The organism is Streptomyces sp. MUSC 14, from assembly GCF_001866675.1.
In the GTDB taxonomy this organism is placed as follows: domain Bacteria; phylum Actinomycetota; class Actinomycetes; order Streptomycetales; family Streptomycetaceae; genus Streptomyces.
Window position 1 is genome coordinate 163482 of sequence record NZ_MLYN01000038.1, and the last position, 20078, is coordinate 183559.

18 protein-coding genes are annotated in these 20078 nt (G+C 71.8%); 7 read left to right on the top strand and 11 right to left on the bottom strand.

What is annotated here, in order from left to right:
• Nucleotides 1-112: 112 nt before the first annotated feature.
• The 3 genes from BIV25_RS25360 to rsmI all read right to left on the bottom strand — a co-directional run bounded on the left by BIV25_RS25360 (nt 113) and on the right by rsmI (nt 2581).
• Entirely contained in the window at nt 113-1009 is an 897-nt protein-coding gene (locus BIV25_RS25360) for a TatD family hydrolase (RefSeq protein ID WP_071374714.1), read from the bottom strand.
• Between the two features lie 46 nt (nt 1010-1055).
• Nucleotides 1056-1475: a hypothetical protein gene (locus tag BIV25_RS25365; RefSeq protein ID WP_071374715.1), complete on the bottom strand. Its 420-nt coding sequence runs from the start codon at nt 1473-1475 to the stop codon at nt 1056-1058.
• 257 nt (nt 1476-1732) lie between these two features.
• Nucleotides 1733-2581, bottom strand: coding sequence for a 16S rRNA (cytidine(1402)-2'-O)-methyltransferase (gene rsmI, locus BIV25_RS25370; protein ID WP_071374716.1), 849 nt, complete (start codon nt 2579-2581; stop codon nt 1733-1735).
• Nucleotides 2582-2692: 111 nt separating this feature from the next.
• Here rsmI and BIV25_RS25375 point away from each other — a divergent pair, with 111 nt between their 5' ends.
• Nucleotides 2693-4441, top strand: a complete 1749-nt coding sequence (locus BIV25_RS25375) for a dolichyl-phosphate-mannose--protein mannosyltransferase (protein WP_071374717.1) — start codon at nt 2693-2695, stop codon at nt 4439-4441.
• Here BIV25_RS25375 and BIV25_RS25380 read toward each other — a convergent pair.
• Nucleotides 4438-4992: an NUDIX hydrolase gene (locus tag BIV25_RS25380; protein WP_071374718.1), complete on the bottom strand. Its 555-nt coding sequence runs from the start codon at nt 4990-4992 to the stop codon at nt 4438-4440. The two genes, BIV25_RS25375 and BIV25_RS25380, sit on opposite strands and share 4 nt — an antisense overlap.
• A complete protein-coding gene (locus BIV25_RS25385; RefSeq protein WP_143076702.1) occupies nt 4992-6353 on the bottom strand; it encodes a hypothetical protein in 1362 nt (453 codons plus the stop codon). Before BIV25_RS25385 ends, BIV25_RS25380 begins: the two co-directional genes overlap by 1 nt.
• A 210-nt stretch (nt 6354-6563) precedes the next feature.
• On the opposite strand from BIV25_RS25385, the gene BIV25_RS25390 reads away from it, so the two are divergent.
• On the top strand, nt 6564-8180 hold the full coding sequence (locus tag BIV25_RS25390; protein WP_071374763.1) for a penicillin-binding transpeptidase domain-containing protein: 1617 nt from the start codon (nt 6564-6566) through the stop codon (nt 8178-8180).
• A gap of 98 nt (nt 8181-8278) precedes the next feature.
• Nucleotides 8279-9949, top strand: a complete 1671-nt coding sequence (locus tag BIV25_RS25395; RefSeq protein WP_071374720.1) for a penicillin-binding transpeptidase domain-containing protein — start codon at nt 8279-8281, stop codon at nt 9947-9949.
• On the opposite strand, the gene BIV25_RS25400 is transcribed toward BIV25_RS25395, so the two are convergent.
• A complete protein-coding gene (locus BIV25_RS25400; RefSeq protein WP_071374721.1) occupies nt 9950-10294 on the bottom strand; it encodes an SsgA family sporulation/cell division regulator in 345 nt (114 codons plus the stop codon).
• Between the two features lie 145 nt (nt 10295-10439).
• On the opposite strand from BIV25_RS25400, the gene BIV25_RS25405 reads away from it, so the two are divergent.
• The 3 genes from BIV25_RS25405 to BIV25_RS25415 all read left to right on the top strand — a co-directional run bounded on the left by BIV25_RS25405 (nt 10440) and on the right by BIV25_RS25415 (nt 12740).
• Complete coding sequence (locus BIV25_RS25405; protein WP_071374722.1) at nt 10440-10934, top strand: MarR family winged helix-turn-helix transcriptional regulator; 495 nt, start codon at nt 10440-10442, stop codon at nt 10932-10934.
• Between the two features lie 106 nt (nt 10935-11040).
• Complete coding sequence (locus tag BIV25_RS25410; RefSeq protein ID WP_071374723.1) at nt 11041-11487, top strand: organic hydroperoxide resistance protein; 447 nt, start codon at nt 11041-11043, stop codon at nt 11485-11487.
• An 83-nt stretch (nt 11488-11570) separates the two neighbouring features.
• Nucleotides 11571-12740, top strand: coding sequence for a serine hydrolase domain-containing protein (locus BIV25_RS25415; protein WP_071374724.1), 1170 nt, complete (start codon nt 11571-11573; stop codon nt 12738-12740).
• Nucleotides 12741-12775: 35 nt separating this feature from the next.
• Here BIV25_RS25415 and BIV25_RS25420 read toward each other — a convergent pair whose 3' ends face one another.
• Nucleotides 12776-13051 carry a DUF1876 domain-containing protein gene (locus BIV25_RS25420; protein WP_071374764.1) on the bottom strand — a complete coding sequence of 92 codons (276 nt, stop codon included), beginning with the start codon at nt 13049-13051 and terminating at the stop codon, nt 12776-12778.
• A 54-nt stretch (nt 13052-13105) separates the two neighbouring features.
• Nucleotides 13106-14239 carry an NAD(P)-dependent oxidoreductase gene (locus BIV25_RS25425; protein ID WP_256256050.1) on the bottom strand — a complete coding sequence of 378 codons (1134 nt, stop codon included), beginning with the start codon at nt 14237-14239 and terminating at the stop codon, nt 13106-13108.
• Between the two features lie 28 nt (nt 14240-14267).
• Between BIV25_RS25425 and BIV25_RS25430 the strand changes: the two genes are divergently transcribed.
• Nucleotides 14268-15947, top strand: coding sequence for a hypothetical protein (locus BIV25_RS25430; RefSeq protein ID WP_071374726.1), 1680 nt, complete (start codon nt 14268-14270; stop codon nt 15945-15947).
• Nucleotides 15948-15960: 13 nt separating this feature from the next.
• Here BIV25_RS25430 and BIV25_RS25435 read toward each other — a convergent pair whose 3' ends face one another.
• The 3 genes from BIV25_RS25435 to BIV25_RS25445 form a co-directional block, all read right to left on the bottom strand.
• On the bottom strand, nt 15961-16473 hold the full coding sequence (locus BIV25_RS25435) for a YbaK/EbsC family protein (protein ID WP_071374727.1): 513 nt from the start codon (nt 16471-16473) through the stop codon (nt 15961-15963).
• A gap of 597 nt (nt 16474-17070) precedes the next feature.
• Nucleotides 17071-19296, bottom strand: coding sequence for an MMPL family transporter (locus BIV25_RS25440; protein WP_071374728.1), 2226 nt, complete (start codon nt 19294-19296; stop codon nt 17071-17073).
• 101 nt (nt 19297-19397) lie between these two features.
• Complete coding sequence (locus tag BIV25_RS25445; protein WP_071374729.1) at nt 19398-20006, bottom strand: TetR/AcrR family transcriptional regulator; 609 nt, start codon at nt 20004-20006, stop codon at nt 19398-19400.
• Nucleotides 20007-20078 lie beyond the last annotated feature (72 nt).

Sequence of the window (20078 nt, forward strand, 5' to 3'; positions counted from 1 at the left end):
AGGTGCCAGAGGGGTCCGGATCGGGCCCCCAGAACCTAGCGGAGGGTTCGTCACTCTCCAAAGCGACGCGACTACGTACTGTTGCCCGTACGCGCGCGTGTGCCGTGTGCGCTCAGTAGCCGAAGGCGCGGGCGGTGTTCGCGGCCAGGGCCGTGGCCAGCGCGTCCTCGCCGATGCCGCGCACGGCGGCCATGGCACGCACGGTGACCGGGATCAGATACGGAGCGTTGGGCCTGCCCCGGTACGGCGCCGGGGTCAGGAAGGGCGCGTCGGTCTCCACGAGGACCAGTTCCAGCGGGGCGACGGCGAGGGCGTCCCGCAGGTTCTGGGCGTTCTTGAAGGTGACGTTGCCGGCGAAGGACATGAAGTAGCCCTCGCGCGCGCAGATCTCCGCCATCTCGGCGTCGCCGGAGTAGCAGTGGAAGACGGTGCGCTCGGGGGCGCCCTCCTCCTTCAGGACGCGCAGGACGTCGGCGTGCGCGTCGCGGTCGTGGATGACGAGCGCCTTGCCGTGCCGCTTGGCGATCTCGATGTGGGCGCGGAAGGAGCGCTCCTGGGCGGCCTTGCCCTCGGGGCCGGTGCGGAAGTGGTCCAGCCCCGTCTCGCCGACGCCCTTGACCTGGAGCAGCCCGGCCAGCCGGTCGATCTCGGCGAGGGCCTCGTCCAGTGCCGCGTCTCCGCCCGGCTCGCGGGCGCCCTGGCGCGACCAGCCATCGGGGTCGCCGTGCACGATGCGCGGGGCCTCGTTGGGGTGCAGGGCGACAGTGGCGTGCACGCTGTCGTGGGCGGCCGCGGTCTCGGCGGCCCACCGCGAGCCCTTGATGTCGCAGCCGACCTGGACGACGGTCGTCACCCCCACCGACGCGGCCTTCGCGAGGCCCTCCTCGACCGTGCCCGACTGCATGTCGAGGTGGGTGTGGGAGTCGGCGACGGGCACCGCGAGGGGTGGCGGCAGCGGCGGTGCGCCGCTCTTGTCGTCCTTGGTGCTCTGGCCGGCGTTCGAAGGCATGCCCCGATCCTACGAAAGGGGCATGCCGTCGGCCGCCGGCGCCCGCTCAGCCCGCCTTGCGCTGGAACGGGTGCAGGAGATCCGACAGATGCCAGTGGTGCGGCGCCCTGGGCACCTCGGGCGTCACGGCCCCGGAGGGCACCGCGGGCGTCTCGACCGGGCCCGCCTGCGGCACGCTGTGCCCGCGCTCCGCGGTGCCGCGCACCGAGGAGACCTGCCCGGCGCGCATGATCCGCACGACATGGCCGTCGCAGTTGAGGCAGCTGGGCCTGCTCAGCGGCGACGGCACGACCCGGCCGTCGGCCACGTACAGCACGAACTCCTGCCCTTCGGCATCCTTGTGGTGCTCTATCTCGTACGACTGCTCCCAGCCGTGCCCGCAGCGCATGCAGGCGAACGAATACGACTCGTGAACAACGGCTGTGGCCGTACCGCGGAGGCCGGTCTGCCCTGCGATCTCGCTCATGCCAGCTCCTCTGGTCCGCTGGACGAGGGACCCGTGTGCGTCCCTTCGACCAGTGGACGCTTCCGCGGAGCCGAATGCATCCGGCCTGTCGAGTGTTGGAGGCGATTTGGCGCTTCCTTGCCGAATACGCCCCGTCCGGTCCCTTTTCGCTTTGCCATCGGCGACAGCCTTTTGCCGTCCCATGGCCCACTCGCTCACCCGAGAACACCCCTGCTCAGAGGGGGTTTTCCCGCAGGTGGGGCACGTTCGCGAACGCCTCACCCGGCGGAGCGCTTGGCCGCCACCACGGCGTCGAAAACGACCCTCTTCGGCAGCCCCGCCGCCACCGCCACCGCCGCGATCGCCTCCTTGCGCCGCTCCCCGGCCTCCTCCCGCACCCGCACGCGCCGCACCAGCTCCTCCGCGTCGAGCTCCTCGGGCCCGGCCTCGGGCGCCCCCTCGACCACGACGGTGATCTCCCCGCGCACACCCTGCGCGGCCCACTCCGCCAGCTCGCCCAGCGGACCGCGCCGTACCTCCTCGTACGTCTTGGTCAGCTCGCGGCAGACGGCGGCCCGCCGCTCCGTGCCGAAGACCTCGGCCATGGCGGCGAGGGTGTCGTCGAGCCGGTGCGGGGCCTCGAAGTACACGAGGGTGCGGCGCTCGTCCGCGACCTCCCGCAGCCGGGACAGCCGCTCGCCCGCCTTGCGCGGCAGGAAGCCCTCGAAGCAGAACCGGTCGACGGGCAGCCCGGACAGGGCGAGCGCGGTGAGCACGGCGGACGGGCCGGGCACGGCGGTGACCTTGATGTCCTTCTCGACGGCCGCCGCGACGAGCCGGTAGCCCGGGTCGGAGACGGACGGCATCCCGGCGTCCGTCACGAGCAGCACGCGCGCGCCGCCGAGCAGCTCCTCGACCAGCTCCGGGGTGCGGGCGGACTCGTTGCCCTCGAAGTACGACACCACGCGCCCCTTCGGCGTGACGCCGAGCGCCTGGGTGAGCCGGCGCAGCCGCCGGGTGTCCTCGGCGGCGACCACGTCGGCGCCTGCCAGCTCCTCGGCGAGCCGGGGCGGCGCGTCCGCGATGTCGCCGATGGGGGTACCTGCGAGGACAAGGGTTCCAGTCACACCCCCATCCTCCCAGGAACCACCGACAACCCGGCCCGGGAAGCCAGCCGCGTCCGGTCCGGTACCGCCCATGCACGGGACTCCCACAGAACGGTTCCCTACGATGGCGCGGTGACCAGTACCGCGTCCTCCATGGACCTCCGGCAAGGCCAGTCGCCGCACGACCGGCGGCCGGCGTGGCAGCAGCGGCTGCGCCGATTCGGGTACGTACCGGCCAAGGACGCGCCGTCGGGCGACGTGCGCGACCGTCTGGTGCCCCCGTACGCCGAGCCGAGCCCGCGGCTGTGGCAGGCGCTCGGCGTGCCACCGGTCCTCGCCGGGCGGATCACCCGTTGGTCGGCCTGGCTCGGGCCGCTGCTGGTGACGCTGGTGGCGGGCCTGATGCGGTTCTGGAACCTGGGCAGCCCGCGCGCGGTGATATTCGACGAGACGTACTACGCCAAGGACGCGTGGGCGCTGGTCCACCGCGGTTTCGAGGTCAACTGGGACAAGAACGCGAACGACCTGGTCCTGCAGACGCACGGCCATCTCGCGATCCCGACGGACGCGTCGTACGTCGTGCACCCGCCGGTCGGCAAGTACGTCATCGGGCTGGGCGAGCTGCTCTTCGGGTTCAACCCGTTCGGCTGGCGGTTCATGACCGCGCTGCTCGGCACGCTGAGCGTGCTGCTGCTGTGCCGGATCGGGCGCCGGATCTTCCGCTCGACGTTCCTCGGCTGCCTCGCGGGCGCGCTGATGGCGGTGGACGGGCTGCACTTCGTGATGAGCCGGACGTCGCTGCTGGACGGCGTGCTGATGTTCTTCGTGGTGGCCGCGTTCGGCTGCCTGCTCCTCGACCGGGACCGGTCACGCGCGCGGCTGGCCGCGGCCCTGCCCGTGGACGGCGACGGCCGGGTCCGCCCGGACGCGCGCGTGGCCGACACGTTCCGCTTCGGCCTGCGCCCCTGGCGCTGGGCGACCGGACTGATGCTGGGCCTGGCCATCGGCACCAAGTGGAACGGCCTGTACATCCTGGCCGCGTTCTGTGTGATGGCCGTCCTGTGGGACGTCGGCGCCCGGAGGACGGCCGGTGCCGATCGCCCGTATGCCGCAGCTCTCAAGTACGACACCGGCCTCGCCTTCGTCGCGACCGTTCCGGTGGCGATCGCCGTCTACCTGATGTCCTGGCTCGGCTGGATCCTCTCCCCGTCCGACGGCACCGGCGGCTACTTCCGCAACTGGGCGGCCACCGACGGCAAGGGCGGCAGCTGGACGTTCCTGCCGGACTGGCTGCGCAGCCTGTGGCACTACGAGCACGAGGTGTACGAGTTCCACGTCGGGCTGACCTCCCCGCACACCTACCAGTCCAACCCCTGGAGCTGGATCGTGCTGGGCCGCCCGGTGTCGTACTTCTACGAGTCCCCGAACCCCGGCGCGGACGGCTGCCCGGCGGACGCGGGCCAGAAGTGCGCACGCGAGGTGCTGGCGATCGGCACGCCACTGCTGTGGTGGGCGGCCTGTTTCGCGATCCTCTACGTGCTGTGGCGCTGGGCGTTCCGCCGCGACTGGCGGGCCGGCGCCATCGCCTGCGGCATCGCGGCCGGCTGGCTGCCCTGGTTCATGTACCAGGAGCGGACGATCTTCCTCTTCTACGCGGTCGTCTTCCTGCCGTTCCTGTGTCTGGCGGTCGCGATGCTGCTCGGCGCGATCATCGGCCCCCCGGGCTCCTCCGACACCCGCCGCGTGATCGGCGCCTCCGCGGCGGGAGTGCTGGTGCTGCTGATCATCTGGAACTTCATCTACTTCTGGCCGCTCTACACCGGCACCGCGATCCCCATAGACCAGTGGCGGGCGCGGATGTGGCTGGACACGTGGGTCTAGTCGCGGACCGCGCTGGACGCTCCCAGTGCGGCGAGTGTGAAGCCGTCCCGCAGTTCTCCCGCGCGGATCGCCTGGGCGATCTCCTGCGGGCTCCACCAGCGCGCTGCGGCGATCTCGCCGTCGCCGACCGCGCCGGGGCGCAGCGGTGCGTCGCCCCGGACCGAGACCTCGACGACGGCGACCTCGCTCTCCAGCAGGCCGGAGTCGACGTCCAGGTACGCCACCGCGGCCGCCGCGGAGCCGACCAGCCCTGTCTCCTCGACGAGTTCGCGCAGGGCGTCCGAGAGGGGATCGGTCTCGCCGAAGCCGCGCGGAAGTTCCCAGGCCCACCGGCCGGTCGTCGGTCGCCACTGGCGTACCAGCAGGATGTCCTCACCCCGTCGGGCCAGCACCACGACTCCTGTGCGGCCGCCGCCGACACGGACGCGGTGCCGGACGGTCTCGGCGCCGGAGGGCAGGCGGTAGGTGTCGAGGTAGACCTCGCACCATCGGCCGCCGTCGGCATCGGTGTAGGCCTGGTGGCTGTGTGTGCGCGGTGCCTCGATGTCCATCAGGCCGTCCTCCCCAGGATCCCTGGAAGCTCTATCACGTCGTACCGCCCGCGGAAGTCGGTCAGGCGGGTCACCCCGGCCGCCACGGCCGCGACGACCACCGGCGCGAGCGCGCCACCCGCGCCGGCCGCGAACACCCCGGGCGTCCCCTGGCCGAGCAGACTGGTCGCCAGGCTCATTCCGCCGCCCGCGGCCATCTGGGCGGTGACGCCACGTGCGCCCTGGGCCATCCGCTGGAGCCGGGTCACCGGCACCGCGTCCACGGCGCCGGCCGGCGGCTCCTTCGTACGCTCCGCGAGCAGGTCGCCCACCTCCTGGAGTGCGGCGAGGTCGCGCCGGTGCCACCAATGGTCGAGGGCGTCGGCCGCGTCGTCCGTGTACCGCTGCCACTGCTCGCCGCTCATCAGGCCGAGGCGCAGTTCGAACCGGGTCGGAAAGGTCACGACCGGTGTCTGCTCCACGAGCGTGGCCGCCTCGCGGCGCCGGACGCCGCGGCGTGGCGAGGGCAGCCCCAGCATGCAGCCCTCGCTCGCCGCGATGGCCCGGTAGTACGTCTCGTCGAAGGCCTCGCGCAGTGTCTGTGCGTCCGTCCGGGTCGCGGGGTCGGCGGAGTGCAGCAGGGGGTCGAGGCTCTCGTACAGGCGGCTGCGGTTGGGCAGGCCGTTCACGTCGAAGTCCCCGCCGGTCCAGGCGGCGAGCACCGCCCGGCCGTCGTCACCGGCCATTTCCTCCGGGCGCGGGGCGGGACGCTGCGCGTACGCGGTGGCGTAGTCGGCCGGTGTCAGGGGGCTGACCTCGATCAGACCGCGCTCGGCGGCCTCCAGCCAGTCGGCCCACCGGGCGACCGTGCGCCGCCGCAGCGGCGTGTCGAGGACGCCCGTCGCCGCCAGCAGCCGGTCCGCGATGCCGACCGGCCCCTCCGCGGCGAGGGCCGCGGCCGTGGCCTCGCCGTCCGCGCGGGCGGCCAACTCCCGCTGGAGCCACAGGCACTGTTCGTCGGGGACCGGGAGGGAGGAGAAGAGGAAGCCGGTCGAGAGCATCGCGATCAGCTGTCCGGCCAGGTCCGCGTTCCGGGAGTTCACCCGGATCGGCAGTACCGCGCCACCGCCGATCGCGCGTATCGCCAACTCGTCCAGCAGCGCGGCGGGCCGCAGCACGGCGAAGACGGCGCCGTCGAGCAGTTGGGGATAGGTCAGGAACAGGGAGCCGCCCTGGATGACTTCCCAGCGCAGCCGCCCGAGCAGCTCCGCCCGCCCGAACACGGTCAGCCGCTCCAACGGTGCGCCGGCCCCGGCCACTTGGGGGCTGAGCCTGGCCCGCTGCCGTACGCTGTCCCACCCTGTGCTGAGCACCGCGGTCATGCGCCGGCCCTTTCTGTGGCGTCCATTTGGGGGAGCCAGTTCAGCATGTGCGGACGGGCGGAACAACGCGGAACTTCGCGGCCCACATCACGGTTTCGACAACACCGGTCACAACTTCCCCACAGGCGCATACAGTTCCCCCTGCAACCGTTTTGAACGCGTTCAACGCAGTTCGACGGTTCACGGGGAACGGGGAAGGGGATGCGCGCGATGCGCAACGGGGTGAAGGGTGCCGTCATCGGCACCGTGTGCGTGGTCATGCTGGGCGGTGCGGGCTACGGCGCCTACAACGTGCTCTCCGCACTGAGCGGCGACGGGGGTACGAACGGCCACGCGGGCGTGCAGACCGGCCCGCCCAGCGGCTCCGAGGTCACGGAGGCCGTCAAGGGCTTCTTCGCCGCCTGGGAGAAGGGCGACGCGGCGACGGCGGCGTCGTACACGAACTATCCGCAGGCCGCCCAGGAGTTGCTGACGGCCTACGCCGGCGCCGCGCACATCGGCAAGGTGCACGTCACGCCGGGCGCGGCGACCGGCACGCGCGTACCGTTCACGGTCGAGGCGACGGTGTCCTACGGCGGGCAGAGCCGGCCGCTGTCCTACCGGAGCACGCTGACCGTCGTACGCGGCGAGACCTCGCACCGCCCGCTCGTCGACTGGCGGCCGTCGGTCGTCCATCCGCAGCTGCGCCAGGGGGACACGCTCACCACCGGCGAGTCGGCCGCCCCGCCGATCGAGGCGGTGGACCGCGACGGCGCGGTGCTGACGAAGGAGAAGTACCCGTCCCTGGGTCCGATCCTGGATCAGTTGCGCGAGCGGTACGGCGACAAGGCGGGCGGCGCGGCCGGCGTGGAGCTGACGATCCGGCACGGGGGAAGCGACGCCGACACCCCGCTCCTCACGCTCGCCAAGGGCAGACCGGGCCGGGTGCGCACGACGCTCAGCGCGAGCGCCCAGGCGGCGGCCGAGACGGCCGTGCAGAAGTACGCCGAGTCGTCGGTCGTGGCGGTCAAGCCGAGCACGGGCGAGGTGCTGGCCGTCGCCAACCATCGCGCGGACGGCTTCGACGCGGCCTTCCTCGGCACGCTCGCGCCCGGCTCCACGATGAAGATCATCAGCGCCGCGGCACTCATCGACACCGGCCTGACCACGGCGAACGGCCCGGCGCCCTGCCCGCCGTCGGCCGTCTGGCAGAGCCAGACCTTCCACAACCTCACGGGCCTCGCGCCGGACGAGCACGCCACCCTCGCGGAGAGCTTCGCCCGGTCCTGCAACACGGCGTTCGTGAAGTTCGCCGACTCGGTGAAGGTCGACTCGCTCACCCAGGAGGCCGAGCAGCGCTTCGGACTCGGCGGCGACTGGAAGGTGGGCGTGCCCTCCTTCGACGGCCGGGTCCCGGCCTCCGGCGGCCCGGACACCGCGGCCAGCCTGATCGGCCAGGGCCAGGTCCAGATGAACCCCCTGAACATGGCTTCCGTGACGGCCACCGCGGCGACCGGAACGTTCCGCCAGCCGGTCGTCGTGCCGCTCTCCGTGGACGGCCGCGAACCGGCACGCGCGCGTGGGCTGTCGCCGAGCACGGTCCAGCAGCTGCGCGCCATGATGAACCGCACCGCGCACAGCGGCACGGCGGCCGGCGTCATGGCCGGGCTCGGCGGTGACATCGGTGCCAAGACCGGCTCGGCGGAGGTCGACGGACAGACGAGGTCCAACAGCTGGTTCACCGGATACCGGGGCGACGTCGCCGCCGCCGCGATGGCCCAGGACGGCGGGCACGGCATTGACGCCGCCGGGCCGATTGTCGCAACCGTGCTACGAAATGCCGACTGACGTCACCCTCAAAGGTGGGGACTTTAAGGTGATTGCCGTCGTTGGGGAGAGTGAAGGGGCGGCGGGGACCCTGGGGAACGCACGGAGGAACTGAGGCTGTGGGCAACAGAAGGCGCGTCGCCGAGCGACGGAGGACGACGAAGCCGGCGGTACTCGGCGGGATGATCGCCGTGGTCGCGGCCGGTGCCGGATTCGCCGTCTACGCGGTGGCGGACGGCGGCGCGGCGGCCGACGAGCGCACGTCCGCCTCGGCCGACCACAAGGCCGTCAAGACCGGTCCGCTCAGCGCCGCCGAGGTCCACACGGCCGCCACCGCCTTCCTGACGGCCTGGCAGCAGGGCAGGACCGCCGAGGCGGCCGGCGCCACGAACGACGCCTCGGCCGCCACCGCCCTGCTCACCGGCGTCGCCAAGGACGCCCGTCTGACGGGCGTCACCCTCACCCCCGGCGCGGCCACGGGCGCGAAGGTGCCGTTCTCCGTCAAGGCGACGGTGTCGTACGACAAGCTCAGCAAGCCGCTGGCGTACGGCAGTTCACTCACCGTGGTGCGCCGGGTGAGCGACGGAAAGCCGCTGGTCGACTGGCACTCCTCCGTCGTCCAGCCGGACCTCCAGGACGGCGACACCCTGGTCACCGGCGCGTCGGGCACCCCGCCCGTCAAGGCGCTGGACCGCGACGGCGGCGAGCTGACGGCCGCCAAGTACCCGTCCCTGGGCCCCGTACTGGACGGGCTGCGCGCGAAGTACGGCAAGACGGCGGGCGGCAAGGCGGGCATCGAGCTGCGCGTGGTGCGCGGCAAGGCCTCGCAGAAGGCCGAGCTGTCCGACAAGACGCTCGTCGCGCTGAGCCAGGGCACGCCGGGCACGGTGCACACGACGCTGAACCCCACGCTCCAGGCGGCCGCCGAGCAGCAGGTGAACAAGCAGCAGAAGGCCTCGGTGGTGGTCGTGCGGCCGTCCACGGGCGAGATCCTCGCGGTCGCCAACAGCGGGCACGGCTTCAACGTCGGCTTCCAGGGCTCCCTCGCGCCCGGCTCCACGATGAAGATCGTGACGTCGACGATGCTGTTCGAGAAGAACCTCATCACCCCGGACGCCTCGCATCCCTGCCCCAAGACGTACAAGGTCGCCGGCTGGACGTTCCACAACGACGACAACTCCGAGATCAAGAAGGGCACGTTCCGGCAGAGCTTCGGGGCCTCCTGCAACAACGCCTTCATCGACTTCGCGCCGAAGCTGTCGAACGACGACCTGACGAAGGAGGCGCAGCAGGTCTACGGCCTCGGCATGGACAACTGGGCCATCGGCGTCCCGTCGTTCGACGGCTCCGTGCCGGTGCAGAGCGGCGCGCAGATGGGCGCCTCGCTGATCGGCCAGGGCGCGGTGCGGATGAACCCGCTGAACATGGCGTCCGTGGCGGCGACGGTCGAGACGGGCTCCTTCCACCAGCCGTACCTGGTCGCGCCCTCGGTGGACCACCGCACGCTGGCGAAGGCCGCGCGCACGATGTCGGCGAAGACCCAGTCCCAGCTGAAGGACGTCATGAAGTTCACGGCGGACTACGGTACGGCGGCCAAGGCGATGGCGGGCATGAGCGGGGACTACGGCGCCAAGACGGGCTCCGCCGAGGTCGACGGCCAGAAGAAGCCGAACGGCTGGTTCACGGCCTACGAGGGCGACCTCGCCGCGGCGGGCGTGGTCCAGGCGGGCGGCCACGGCGGCGACACGGCCGGGCCGATCGTGGCGGCGCTGCTGAAGACGGGCGGCTGATCAGGTCCGTACGGGTTCCGCGGTGTAGGTGCGCCGCAGGAACCTGAGCAGCGCCTTCGACTCGAACTGGACGACCTCGACACCGTTGTCGGAATGGAACTCCACGACGGCCTGCACACGGCCGCACGGCCACACACGTACGTCGCCGCTCTCGGCCGGGCTCCGCAGCCCCTGCTCCAGCAGGGAGCGGGAGAAGGTCCACTCGTGGGTACCGGGCAGGTCGATCCGCACGGAGCGTGGATCACTGTCGGGGTCGTACCGCAGCAGCACCGGTACGGCCCCCGGATCCTCCTCGTCCTCTTCCGTGACGATGTGGACGCGCGCGTACTGTTCGACCACAGACATCGGACTGCCCTCTCACCCTGAGTCACCTTCGCGGAAGCCCCGAATCCGCTTTCTCTCTAATGTGCCATATTTTCCGTTTTGCCCCCTCTGGAGGCCTGATGCTCGCCGAGATGCGCGCCGCCCGGCGCGTCAGGCGTCCGCGAGAATGGGGTGCGTGACGCCTCAAGACGACCGAGCCGGCAAAGGGGCCGCCGGGTCGCTGCTGCTGGACGACCAGCTCTGCTTCGCGCTGTACGCCGCACAGCGCGCCGTGACCGCCGCATACCGTCCGCTTCTGGACGACCTCGGGCTCACCTACCCCCAGTACCTGGTGCTGCTGGTGCTCTGGGAGCACGGCGAGACCAGCGTGAAGGAACTGGCGAGCGCCCTGCGGCTGGACTACGGGACCGTCTCGCCGTTGCTGAAGCGGCTGGAGGCGGCGGGGCTGGTGCGCAGGGAGCGCGCGGCGGACGACGAACGCTCGGTGCTCGTCGCGTGCACCGGGCGCGGGGAAGAACTCAGGGAGCGTGCGGCGCGCATACCCGGCGCGCTCCTCACCACGACGGGGCTCGCCGCCGAGGACGTCGCGCGGTTGCGCGCGGAGCTGCGGGACCTCGCCGAGCGCGCGGCGACGGCGGCCGGCCGGCACCGGGCGTACTGAGCTCGCCCTACCCGCGATCGCCCACCCTGGCGGCACGCACCGACATACCGGCCAGTACCTTGTGCACGATGTATCTGTGCGCCACGCATTCCGGGGAAGGCCGGCCATGACTGAGGACTCCGCCGTCGACACGCGTCCGACGAAGATCATGTACGTCGCCGAAGCCACCGCCCACGGCGGCCGGGACGGCCATGTCACCAGCCAGGACGGCCGGCTCGCGCTGAAGGTCGCGATGCCCCCGCAGCTGGGCGGCGACGGCAACGGCACCAACCCTGAGCAGCTGTTCGCGGCCGGTTACAGCTCCTGCTTCCACAACGCGCTGATCCTGGTCGGCAACCGCGCGGGCTACGACCTGACCGGCTCCACGGTGGCCGCGAAGGTCGGCATCGGCCCGAACAAGCAGCGCGGCTACGGCCTCGCCGTAGCCCTCAGCGTCTCCCTGCCGGTCCTGGACGCCGGCCTGGCGGCCCAGCTGGTCGACGCGGCGCACGAGGTCTGCCCGTACTCCAACGCGACACGCGGCAACATCGACGTAACGATTCTGCTGGGCTGATCCCGCCGAGGAATCGCAGGCGCACGGGCGACGTTGCACGCACTGTCGCAGGCGATGGGACCGTACGGGAAAGGACGGCGGACGTGGACGTGCACGGCGCAGTGGCCGAGGGCTTCGAGCCGGTCGAGGAGGCGTTCGCCGCGAACTTCGCGCTGCTCGGGGAGCGCGGCGCGGCGGTGGCCGTGTACCGCGACGGGCACAAGGTCGTCGATCTGTGGGCCGGCGCGAAGGACGTCGACGGTACGGCCGACGGGCCTGCCTGGGAGCGCGGCACGGCGCAGATCGTGCGCTCGGCGACCAAGGGCGTCGCCGCCGCCGCGCTGCTGCTCCTGCACCAGCGCGGCGAACTGGACCTGGACGCCCCGGTAGGCACGTACTGGCCCGAGTACAAGGCGGCCGGCAAGGAACACACCCTGGTCCGGCATCTGCTGGCCCACCGCGCGGGCATACCGGCGCTGGACCGCCCGCTGACCCCGGCCGAGGCCGCCGACCCCGACCTGGGCGCCGCCGCGGTCGCCGCGCAGACGCCGGTCTGGGAGCCGGGCACGGACCACGGCTACCACGCCCAGACCTACAGCTGGCTCACCGGCGAGCTGATCCGGCGGGTCACCGGCCGCCCGGCCGGCGACTGGATCGCGGACGAGATCGCCGGACCCGTCGGCGCGGATCTCTGGCTCGGGCTGCCGCAGTCGGAGCACGCGCGCGTGGGCCGCGTCGGGCCGGTCGGGGCGCCGGAGAACGCGGGCACGCTGAAGACGCGCCCCAAGCGTGCGGTGGCCGAGGCCTACGCCGATCCGGACTCGCTGACCCGGCGGGCGTTCGCCGCCATCACCCCGCTCCCCGACGAGAACGACCCCGCCTACCGCGCGGCCGCCCTGCCCGCCTCCAACGGCATCGCCACCGCCGACGGACTGGCCCGCGTCTACGCGTCCCTCATCGGCGACGTGGACGGCGGCACGCGCCTGTTCACCCCGGAGACGACGGAACTGGCCCGCGCCGAGCAGTCCGCCGGACCGGACCGGGTCCTGGTGGTGGGCACCCGGTTCGGCCTCGGCTACATGCTGCACGGCAGCGCGTCCCCGCTCCTCACCCCCGGTTCCTTCGGCCACCCGGGCCGCGGCGGCGCCCTCGCGTTCGCCGACCCGGATACCGGCGTCTCCTTCGGCTACGTCACCAACGGCTTCCGCAAGAGCGTGACGGCGGACCCGAGGGCGCAGGCGCTGGTCCGGGCGCTACGCACGGCGCTCGCGTAACGCGCGCCGGCGGGCTCGCCCGGCGGCAACCGGTGTCACACGTTGATCGGGTGCGAGGTCCGTCCGGACGCCGCGTCGATCTCTCCGTGGGCCTTGGTGAGCAGTTGCATGGCCAGTTCGTTGAGGGCGCGCGCGCCCGCGATCTCCTCACCGACCCTGGGCTGGTTGGAGTCGACGCTGTGCCTGCTGGCCCGGCCGTGCGCGCGCATCTCCGAGCCGTCGGGCAAGCGCACCATGGCCACCGCGCGCGTGTGCAGGTCGTCCTCCACGAACTCCATCTCGACATGCCATCCGACAGCGGTTTGCAACATGACGACCACCTCCGAAGACCGCTGCTTCCAGGGTGCGCCCTGGCACCCTGGCCGTCATGTCGGCGGCTGCACGCCCTTCTCGTCGAAGCTGGCGAAGTACGCGGCGGCCATGTCCTCGTCGGCGTGGCCCTGGGCGGCGGCGCGGGCGAACCGCTCGGCGGCCGCGGCGGCGACGTCGAGGCGTACGCCGCCGCGCTCGGCGGCCTGCACGATCAGCCGGGCGTCCTTCTCGGCCGTGGTCACGGCGAACGACGCCGGTGACAGCTTGCCGTCGAGCACCAGCGCGGCCTTGGCGCGCAGATAGCCCATGTCGAGCGGGCCGCCCTCGATGAGGTCGAAGAAGCCCTGCGGATCCACGCCGAGGGCCCGGGCGAGGGCGAGCACCTCACCGGTCGCGGCCGTGGCGGCGAGGACCCAGCTGTTGGCCACCAGCTTCAGCCGGCTGGCGCTGCCCGAGGAACCGTCGTCCCCGGTCCACACGGTCTTCGCGCCGACCGCGTCGAAGACCGGCGCGAGGGTGGCCCGTCCCTCCTGCGGCCCGGCGGCCAGCACGGTCAGCTGACCGGCCTCGGCGGGCTGGCGGGTGCCGAGGACGGGCGCGTCGTAGAAGACCAGCCCGTGCTCGTGGGCGAACGCGGCCAGGTCGCCGACCAGTTCGGTCCCGGCGGTGGTGCACTGCGCCCACACCGTGCCGGGGCGCAGCGCCGGGGAGGCCTCGCGCAGGGTGTCCAGGACCGTCCGGCCGTCGTAGAGCATCGTCAGGACGACGTCGGAGCCCTCGACGGCCTCGGCGGGCGTGGCGGCGACGCGGGCACCGTCGGCGGCGAGCGGCTCGGCTTTCTCGCGCGTCCGGTTCCAGACCCGCACGTCCAGCCCTGCCCGGCACAGATTGCGGGCCATGGCGGCCCCCATGATGCCGGTGCCCAGCACGCTCACGGTCGGCTTGTCACTCATTGACGGCTCCCTGTCGTCGTCCGGCTGCGCTCTCCTGGTCCCCGGCCATTCTTCACGGCGCCGACGGACGCACGCACGCGTGCGTCCTACCCGGCGTACGGCATCAGCCCGATCATCCCCGCCGTCGGCAGCCCCGCATCGGCGCGGGGCTGCCGACGTGACCGGGACGGAGTCCGCCGGGGCCCCTGCGAACCTCCTTGATCCATGTCGTAACTTGACTCCACTCGGGGCCATCCGGCCCCCTCGGAAAGGCGACGACCTCGTGGACTCGTCCTCCTCGAACAGACCCCGCCCCGGACGTGCCGTCACGGCGACGGCGGCGCTCGGCTTGCTGATAGCGGCGGCGGGGATCGTCCAGCCGACCGCGGCGTCGGCCGCGCCGCAGGACAATCCGCCGTCGGCTCCGGCCGACTTGAGCACCTCCCCGGCCACCTCCTGCCAAGGCGACACCCTCGTGGGCGACGGCGACGTCACCCTGTACGCGAAGGTCTCGGACCCCGACGGCGGCACCCTGGGCGCCGATTTCCGCCTGACGCCGCACGGCAGCGAATCCGGCGACGCTCTCGCCGAGTCGGACCCGGCGAAGCTGACCATGCAATCCGGTGACACCGCCGTCTACGTCATCCCGAAGGCCACCCTGGAGTCGGCGGCAGCAGGTTCCCTCACCGAGTTCGACTGGAAGGTCCGGGCCACCGACTTCCACCGCACCGGCGACTGGTCGACCGTCTGCCACTTCTCGTTCGACCCGACGCGCCCCGGTACGCCCGTGATCGCCCAGCCGGGGGCGTCCACCGTCGGAGAGCCGTTGCGCATCGCCGTCACCGCGCCCAGTGGTGGGACCGTACCGAGCAGCTACCAATATCAGCTCGACACAGGTGCCCCGGCCACCGTGACGGCTGACGCCTCCGGCAACGCCACCATCACGGTCACCCCGACCAGCCGCACCAACACCCTGTCGGTCACCAGCCTGTCCGCTGGAGGCAACTTCGGCGGGACGGCGACCATCGCCTTCAACTCCACCGCGCCGACGACCGATCAGGCCGACGGCGACCTGACCGGCGACAACATCCCCGACCTGCTCACCGTCGGCGCCCAGAACGGGCTTCCCTCGGGTCTGTGGCTGGCCCCCGGTACGGGTGATGGGCACGTCGGTACCTCACCGACCGACATCGGCGTCAACGGCAACGGCTTCAACGCCAACGGCTCGCCCTCGGACTTCGACGGCTCGGCGGTCGTCGCCGGACGCTTCACCGGCGGCACCGAACAGGACGTGCTGGTCTACTACCCCGGTGGCAACGACGCGGGCGGCGGCGTGATCATCAAGGGCAACGGAGACGGCTCGCCGCTCCACCCGGTCAGCGGGAACACGGTCAGCATCCCGGCCGGTGCGTTCCAGGACATCAACGGTGACAACCCCGTCCAGCTCTCCAACGCCGGAGACACCTCCGGCGGCAACACCGGGATCCCCGACCTCATCGGCGTCTCCGGTGACAGCGTCAACGGTTACGCCCTCACTCTCTACCCGAGCGGCGCCGGCGCCGGCGTCTACCAATTCCCCGTCGCGCTCAACGTCAACACACCCGACGGGACCGCGGACTGGAACAACTGGACCGTCACCACCATGCAGTTGCCCACCACGGGCGGCGGAAGCAGCACCGCGATGTTCCTGTGGAAGAAGTCCACCGGCGAACTCGACCTGTGGAAGAACCTGGCCGCCGACCCCAACACCGGCAACCTCAGCTACACCGCCTACCCGGTCGCCACCGGGTGGAACACCGGTACCGCACTGACCCTGCAGGCCGCCGACGCCAACAGCGACGGCACACCCGACCTGTGGACCGTCTCCGCAGGAGGGTCGGTCACGGCCAACCTGTTCACCAACCTGTCCAGCACCGCCCCGGCCACTCTGACGCGCGTCACCGAGACTCTCACCGCCAACTGAAGGCCGAGCGGTGTCACGCGGTCTGCTCGCGCACGTCCACCACGGTCGCGCCGGCGTGTGCCACCAGCGCCGCCGGCTCGATCGGGAAGACGGTGTGCGGTGTGCCGGCCGCCGCCCACACCTCGTCGTGCGCGAGCAGCGAGCGGTCGGCGAGGACACGCGTGCGCGTGCGGTGTCCGAAGGGCGGGACGCCGCCGATGGAGTACCCGGTGGTCTCGCGCACGACCCCGGCGTCGGCCCGGGTGACCTTGCCCGCACCCAGTTCCGCGCGCACGCGCTCCACGTCCACGCGCGAGGCGCCGTCCATCAGGACGAGCACCGGGACACCGTCGGCGGCGAAGATCAGCGACTTGCAGATCCGGCTCAGCCCGCACCCGATCGCGGCGGCGGCCTCGGCGGCGGTCCGGGTGGCTTCCGGGAACCGCCGGGTGCGCGCGAGGACGTCCGCCGGCCCGCGCGCACGCAACGCTTCGGCGAACCGGGGGTGGGCACCGGACTCCCCGGTGTCAGCGGCGGTCGTCGTCATGCGGGGCACGCTACGGCATCGCTCCGGATGTGATCGTCCACCGGCTTTGTGATTTCCCGCCACCGTGCCGGCGCTGCTGACCCCCCTGGCCGGCTGTGCCTCCGCGTCCACCGCCGTCGAAGCCTGCCCGGGCGAGCAGGCGGCCTCCGCCGCCTCCGGAGAGCCGGCCGGCACGTACACGGGAGAGGGCCGTGCCAAGGGCATGACGATCACCCTCAGGGCCTCGGACAGCGAACCGGGCGGCGGCACGGTCACCGTCCGCCACCGGCCGACCGGAGACTGGTACAAGAGCGAACTCGGCGACACGTTCGACGGGTCCGGTACCTGGGCCGTGACGGGAGCCAACGGATCCGACAGGTTCGCGCGGATCCACCTCTCCTCACCGAACCGGAACTCTTCCTGCAGGGATACACCCTCGACGAACTGTCCATCGCCCTGGACGACAAGCACGCCTGCCTCTACGAGGACGGCGACCCGGACACGTGCCCGGCCTTCCGCCTCAGGCAAAGCAGCCGGTGAGGGTGCAGCCCCGTCCCCACGGGCACCCTCACCGGCTGGTCGTATCGGCCGGGGCCGATACGGGCTAGACGCGGTACGTCACGCGCGTACCAACTCCCGTTCCCCGTCCGGGTCCGTGTCCTTGCCGTTCGCGGTGGACTGCGTGCGCAGGCCCTCGCCCTCGACGTCGACGTTCGGCAGGGCGCGGTCCAGCCACCTGGGCAGCCACCAGGCCCGCTTGCCGAGCAGGGCGAGCACCGCCGGGACGATCGCCATGCGGACGATGAACGCGTCGAAGAAGACGGCGATCGCGAGGCCGAAGCCGATCATCTTGATCATCGACTCGCTGGAGCCGATGAAGCCGGAGAAGACGGCCATCATGATGACCGCGGCGGCGGTCACGACCCGCGCCCCGTGCCGGAACCCGGTGACCACGGCCTGGGTCGGCTTCTCGCCGTGGACGTACGCCTCCCGCATCCGGGTCACGAGGAAGACCTCGTAGTCCATGGCGAGGCCGAAGACGACGCCCACCATGAAGATCGGCATCATCGACATGACCGGGCCGGTCTCGGAGACGTCGAACAGGCCGGACAGCCAGCCCCACTGGAAGACCGCGACCACGGCGCCGAGCGCCGCCGTCACGCTGAGCAGGAAGCCGAGGGCCGCCTTCAGCGGGACGAGGACGGAGCGGAAGACCACGATCAGCAGGAGGAAGGCGAGGCCCACGACCAGGGCCAGGTACGGCAGCAGCGCGTCGTTCAGCTTCTGCGAGACGTCGATGTTCATCGCCGTCGAGCCGGTGACCAGGATCTTGGAGTCGGTCTGCTGCGCGACCTCCGCCCCCTTGCCGCGGATCGCGTGGACCAGGTCCTCGGTCGTCTTGGAGGACGGCTTGGACCCGGGGACGACCGTGATGGTCGCGGTGTCGCCGGCCCTGTTGGGCACCGCCGGGGTGACCGTGACGACGTCCTTCAGGCCCCTGATCTCGTCGCCGACCTTGGTGAAGGCGGCCTTCGCGTCATGGCTGCCCTTGGCGTCGACGACGACCATCAGGGGGCCGTTGAAGCCCGGCCCGAAGCCCTCGGAGAGCAGGTCGTAGGCGCGCCGCTGGGTGGTGGAGGTCGGCTGGGAGCCGTCGTCCGGCAGACCGAGTTCGAGGGAGGCGGCCGGGACCGCCGCCGCGCCGAGGCCGATCACACCGAGGAGGAGGACGGCGACCGGGCGGCGTACGACGAAGCTCGCCCAGCGGGTGCCCATGTTGGGGCGGCCCGGGTTCTTGGGCGTACGGCCGCCGCCGAGCAGCCTGCTCTTCTCGCCGGCGGGCTTGACCCTGCGGCCGGCGTAGCCGAGCAGCGCCGGGATCATCGTCAGCGCGATGAGGACGGCGATGGCGACCGTGCCGGCGGCCGCGATGCCCATCTTGGTCAGCATCGGGATGTTGACGACCGACAGGCCGACCAGGGCGATGACGACGGTCAGGCCCGCGAAGACCACCGCCGAGCCCGCCGTGCCGACGGCGCGTCCGGCCGCTTCCTCGCGCTCGCGGCCCTCGGCCAGTTCGGCGCGGTAGCGGGAGACGATGAACAGGGCGTAGTCGATGCCGACGGCCAGGCCGATCATCGAGGCCAGGGTGGAGGTCGTGGAGCCCAGGTCCAGGGCGCTGGCGAGCGCGGTGATCGTGGAGACGCCGATGCCGACGCCGATGAGCGCGGTCAGCAGCGGGAATCCGGCCGCGAGCAGCGAGCCGAAGGTGATGACGAGGACGACGGCGGCGATCGCGATGCCGATGACCTCGCTGGAGCCGGTCTCCGGGGTCGCGGTGAGCGCGTCACCGCCGACCTCGACGGTCAGCCCGGCGTCGCGTGCGTGCTGCGCGGCCTCCTTCAGGTCGTTCTTGGAGGAGTCCTTGAGCTCCATCCCGGAGACCTTGTACTTCACCGAGGCGTAGGCGATCGAGCCGTTCCGGCTGACGGCGTGCCCGGTGTACGGGTCGGCGACGGAGACGACCTCGGGACCGCTGCCCAGTTCCTTGACGGTCTTCTCGACGGCCGCCTTGTTGAGCGTGTCGGTCATCTTCTCGCCGGCCGGCGCCTTGAAGACGACGCGTGCGGTGGCGCCGTCGGCGCTCATCCCGGGGAAGCGCTGTTCGAGGAGGTCGAAAGCCTTCTGCGCCTCGGTGCCGGGGATGGAGAAGGAGGTGCTGCCGGCAGGCGGCGCGGAGGCGGCACCGACCCCGGCGAGGGTCAGCAGCGCCACCCATATGAGGGCGACGAAGTGCCGTCGCCGGAAGGCGAGACGGCCCAGTTTGTACAGGAATGTGGCCACGGAGGCGTACTCCCGGTCAGGTCGTGGGGTTGATCAGGGCAGGGGTGGTCAGCCCGACGACGTGAGCGGTGACGTCAGAAGGTGGGCTTGCTGGGGAGAGGTCAGTCGGTGGGAACGCCGAGGGCGGGGAGGACCACGGCGTCGATGTACGACATCAGGAAGGACTGCGTCGGCGGCAGCTCGTCGATCATGGTGCGGGCGGCGAACCCTCCGAGCATCATGTGCATCATGAACTCGATCGCCGGGTTGTCCGCACGGACCTCACCCCGGTCGACGGCCCGCTGCACCACGCGGCGGAACGACGCCATCTCGGGCTCGATCAGATGGTCCCGGAACGCCCGCAGGAGGTCCGGGTTGCTGTGCACCGCCATGGCCAGGCCCCGCATCAGCGCGGAGTTCTGCTCCATCTCGCAGTCGTCCGAACGCAGGGTGAGAGCGCGCAGGTCGCCCTTGAGCGATCCCGTGTCGATCTCGTCGAGGCCCATGCCGCCCGGCTTGGTGTGCCGCACCGCCTTCGCCACCAGCTCGGCCTTGCCGCCCCACTGGCGGTAGAGCGTCGCCTTGCTGGACTTGGTACGGGTGGCGACGGCGTCCATGGTGAGGGCGTCGTAGCCGACTTCGCGGAGCAGGTCGAGCACGGCCTCGTACAACTCGGCCTCCCGCTCGGGCGTGATCCGACTGCGGCGCGCCGTTGCGACCACCTCGGTCATGCCACTCACCCTTCCGCTCCGGAGCCTCCTGTTTCGTACTCCATGAACATACCCTGAGAGCGAGCGAAACGA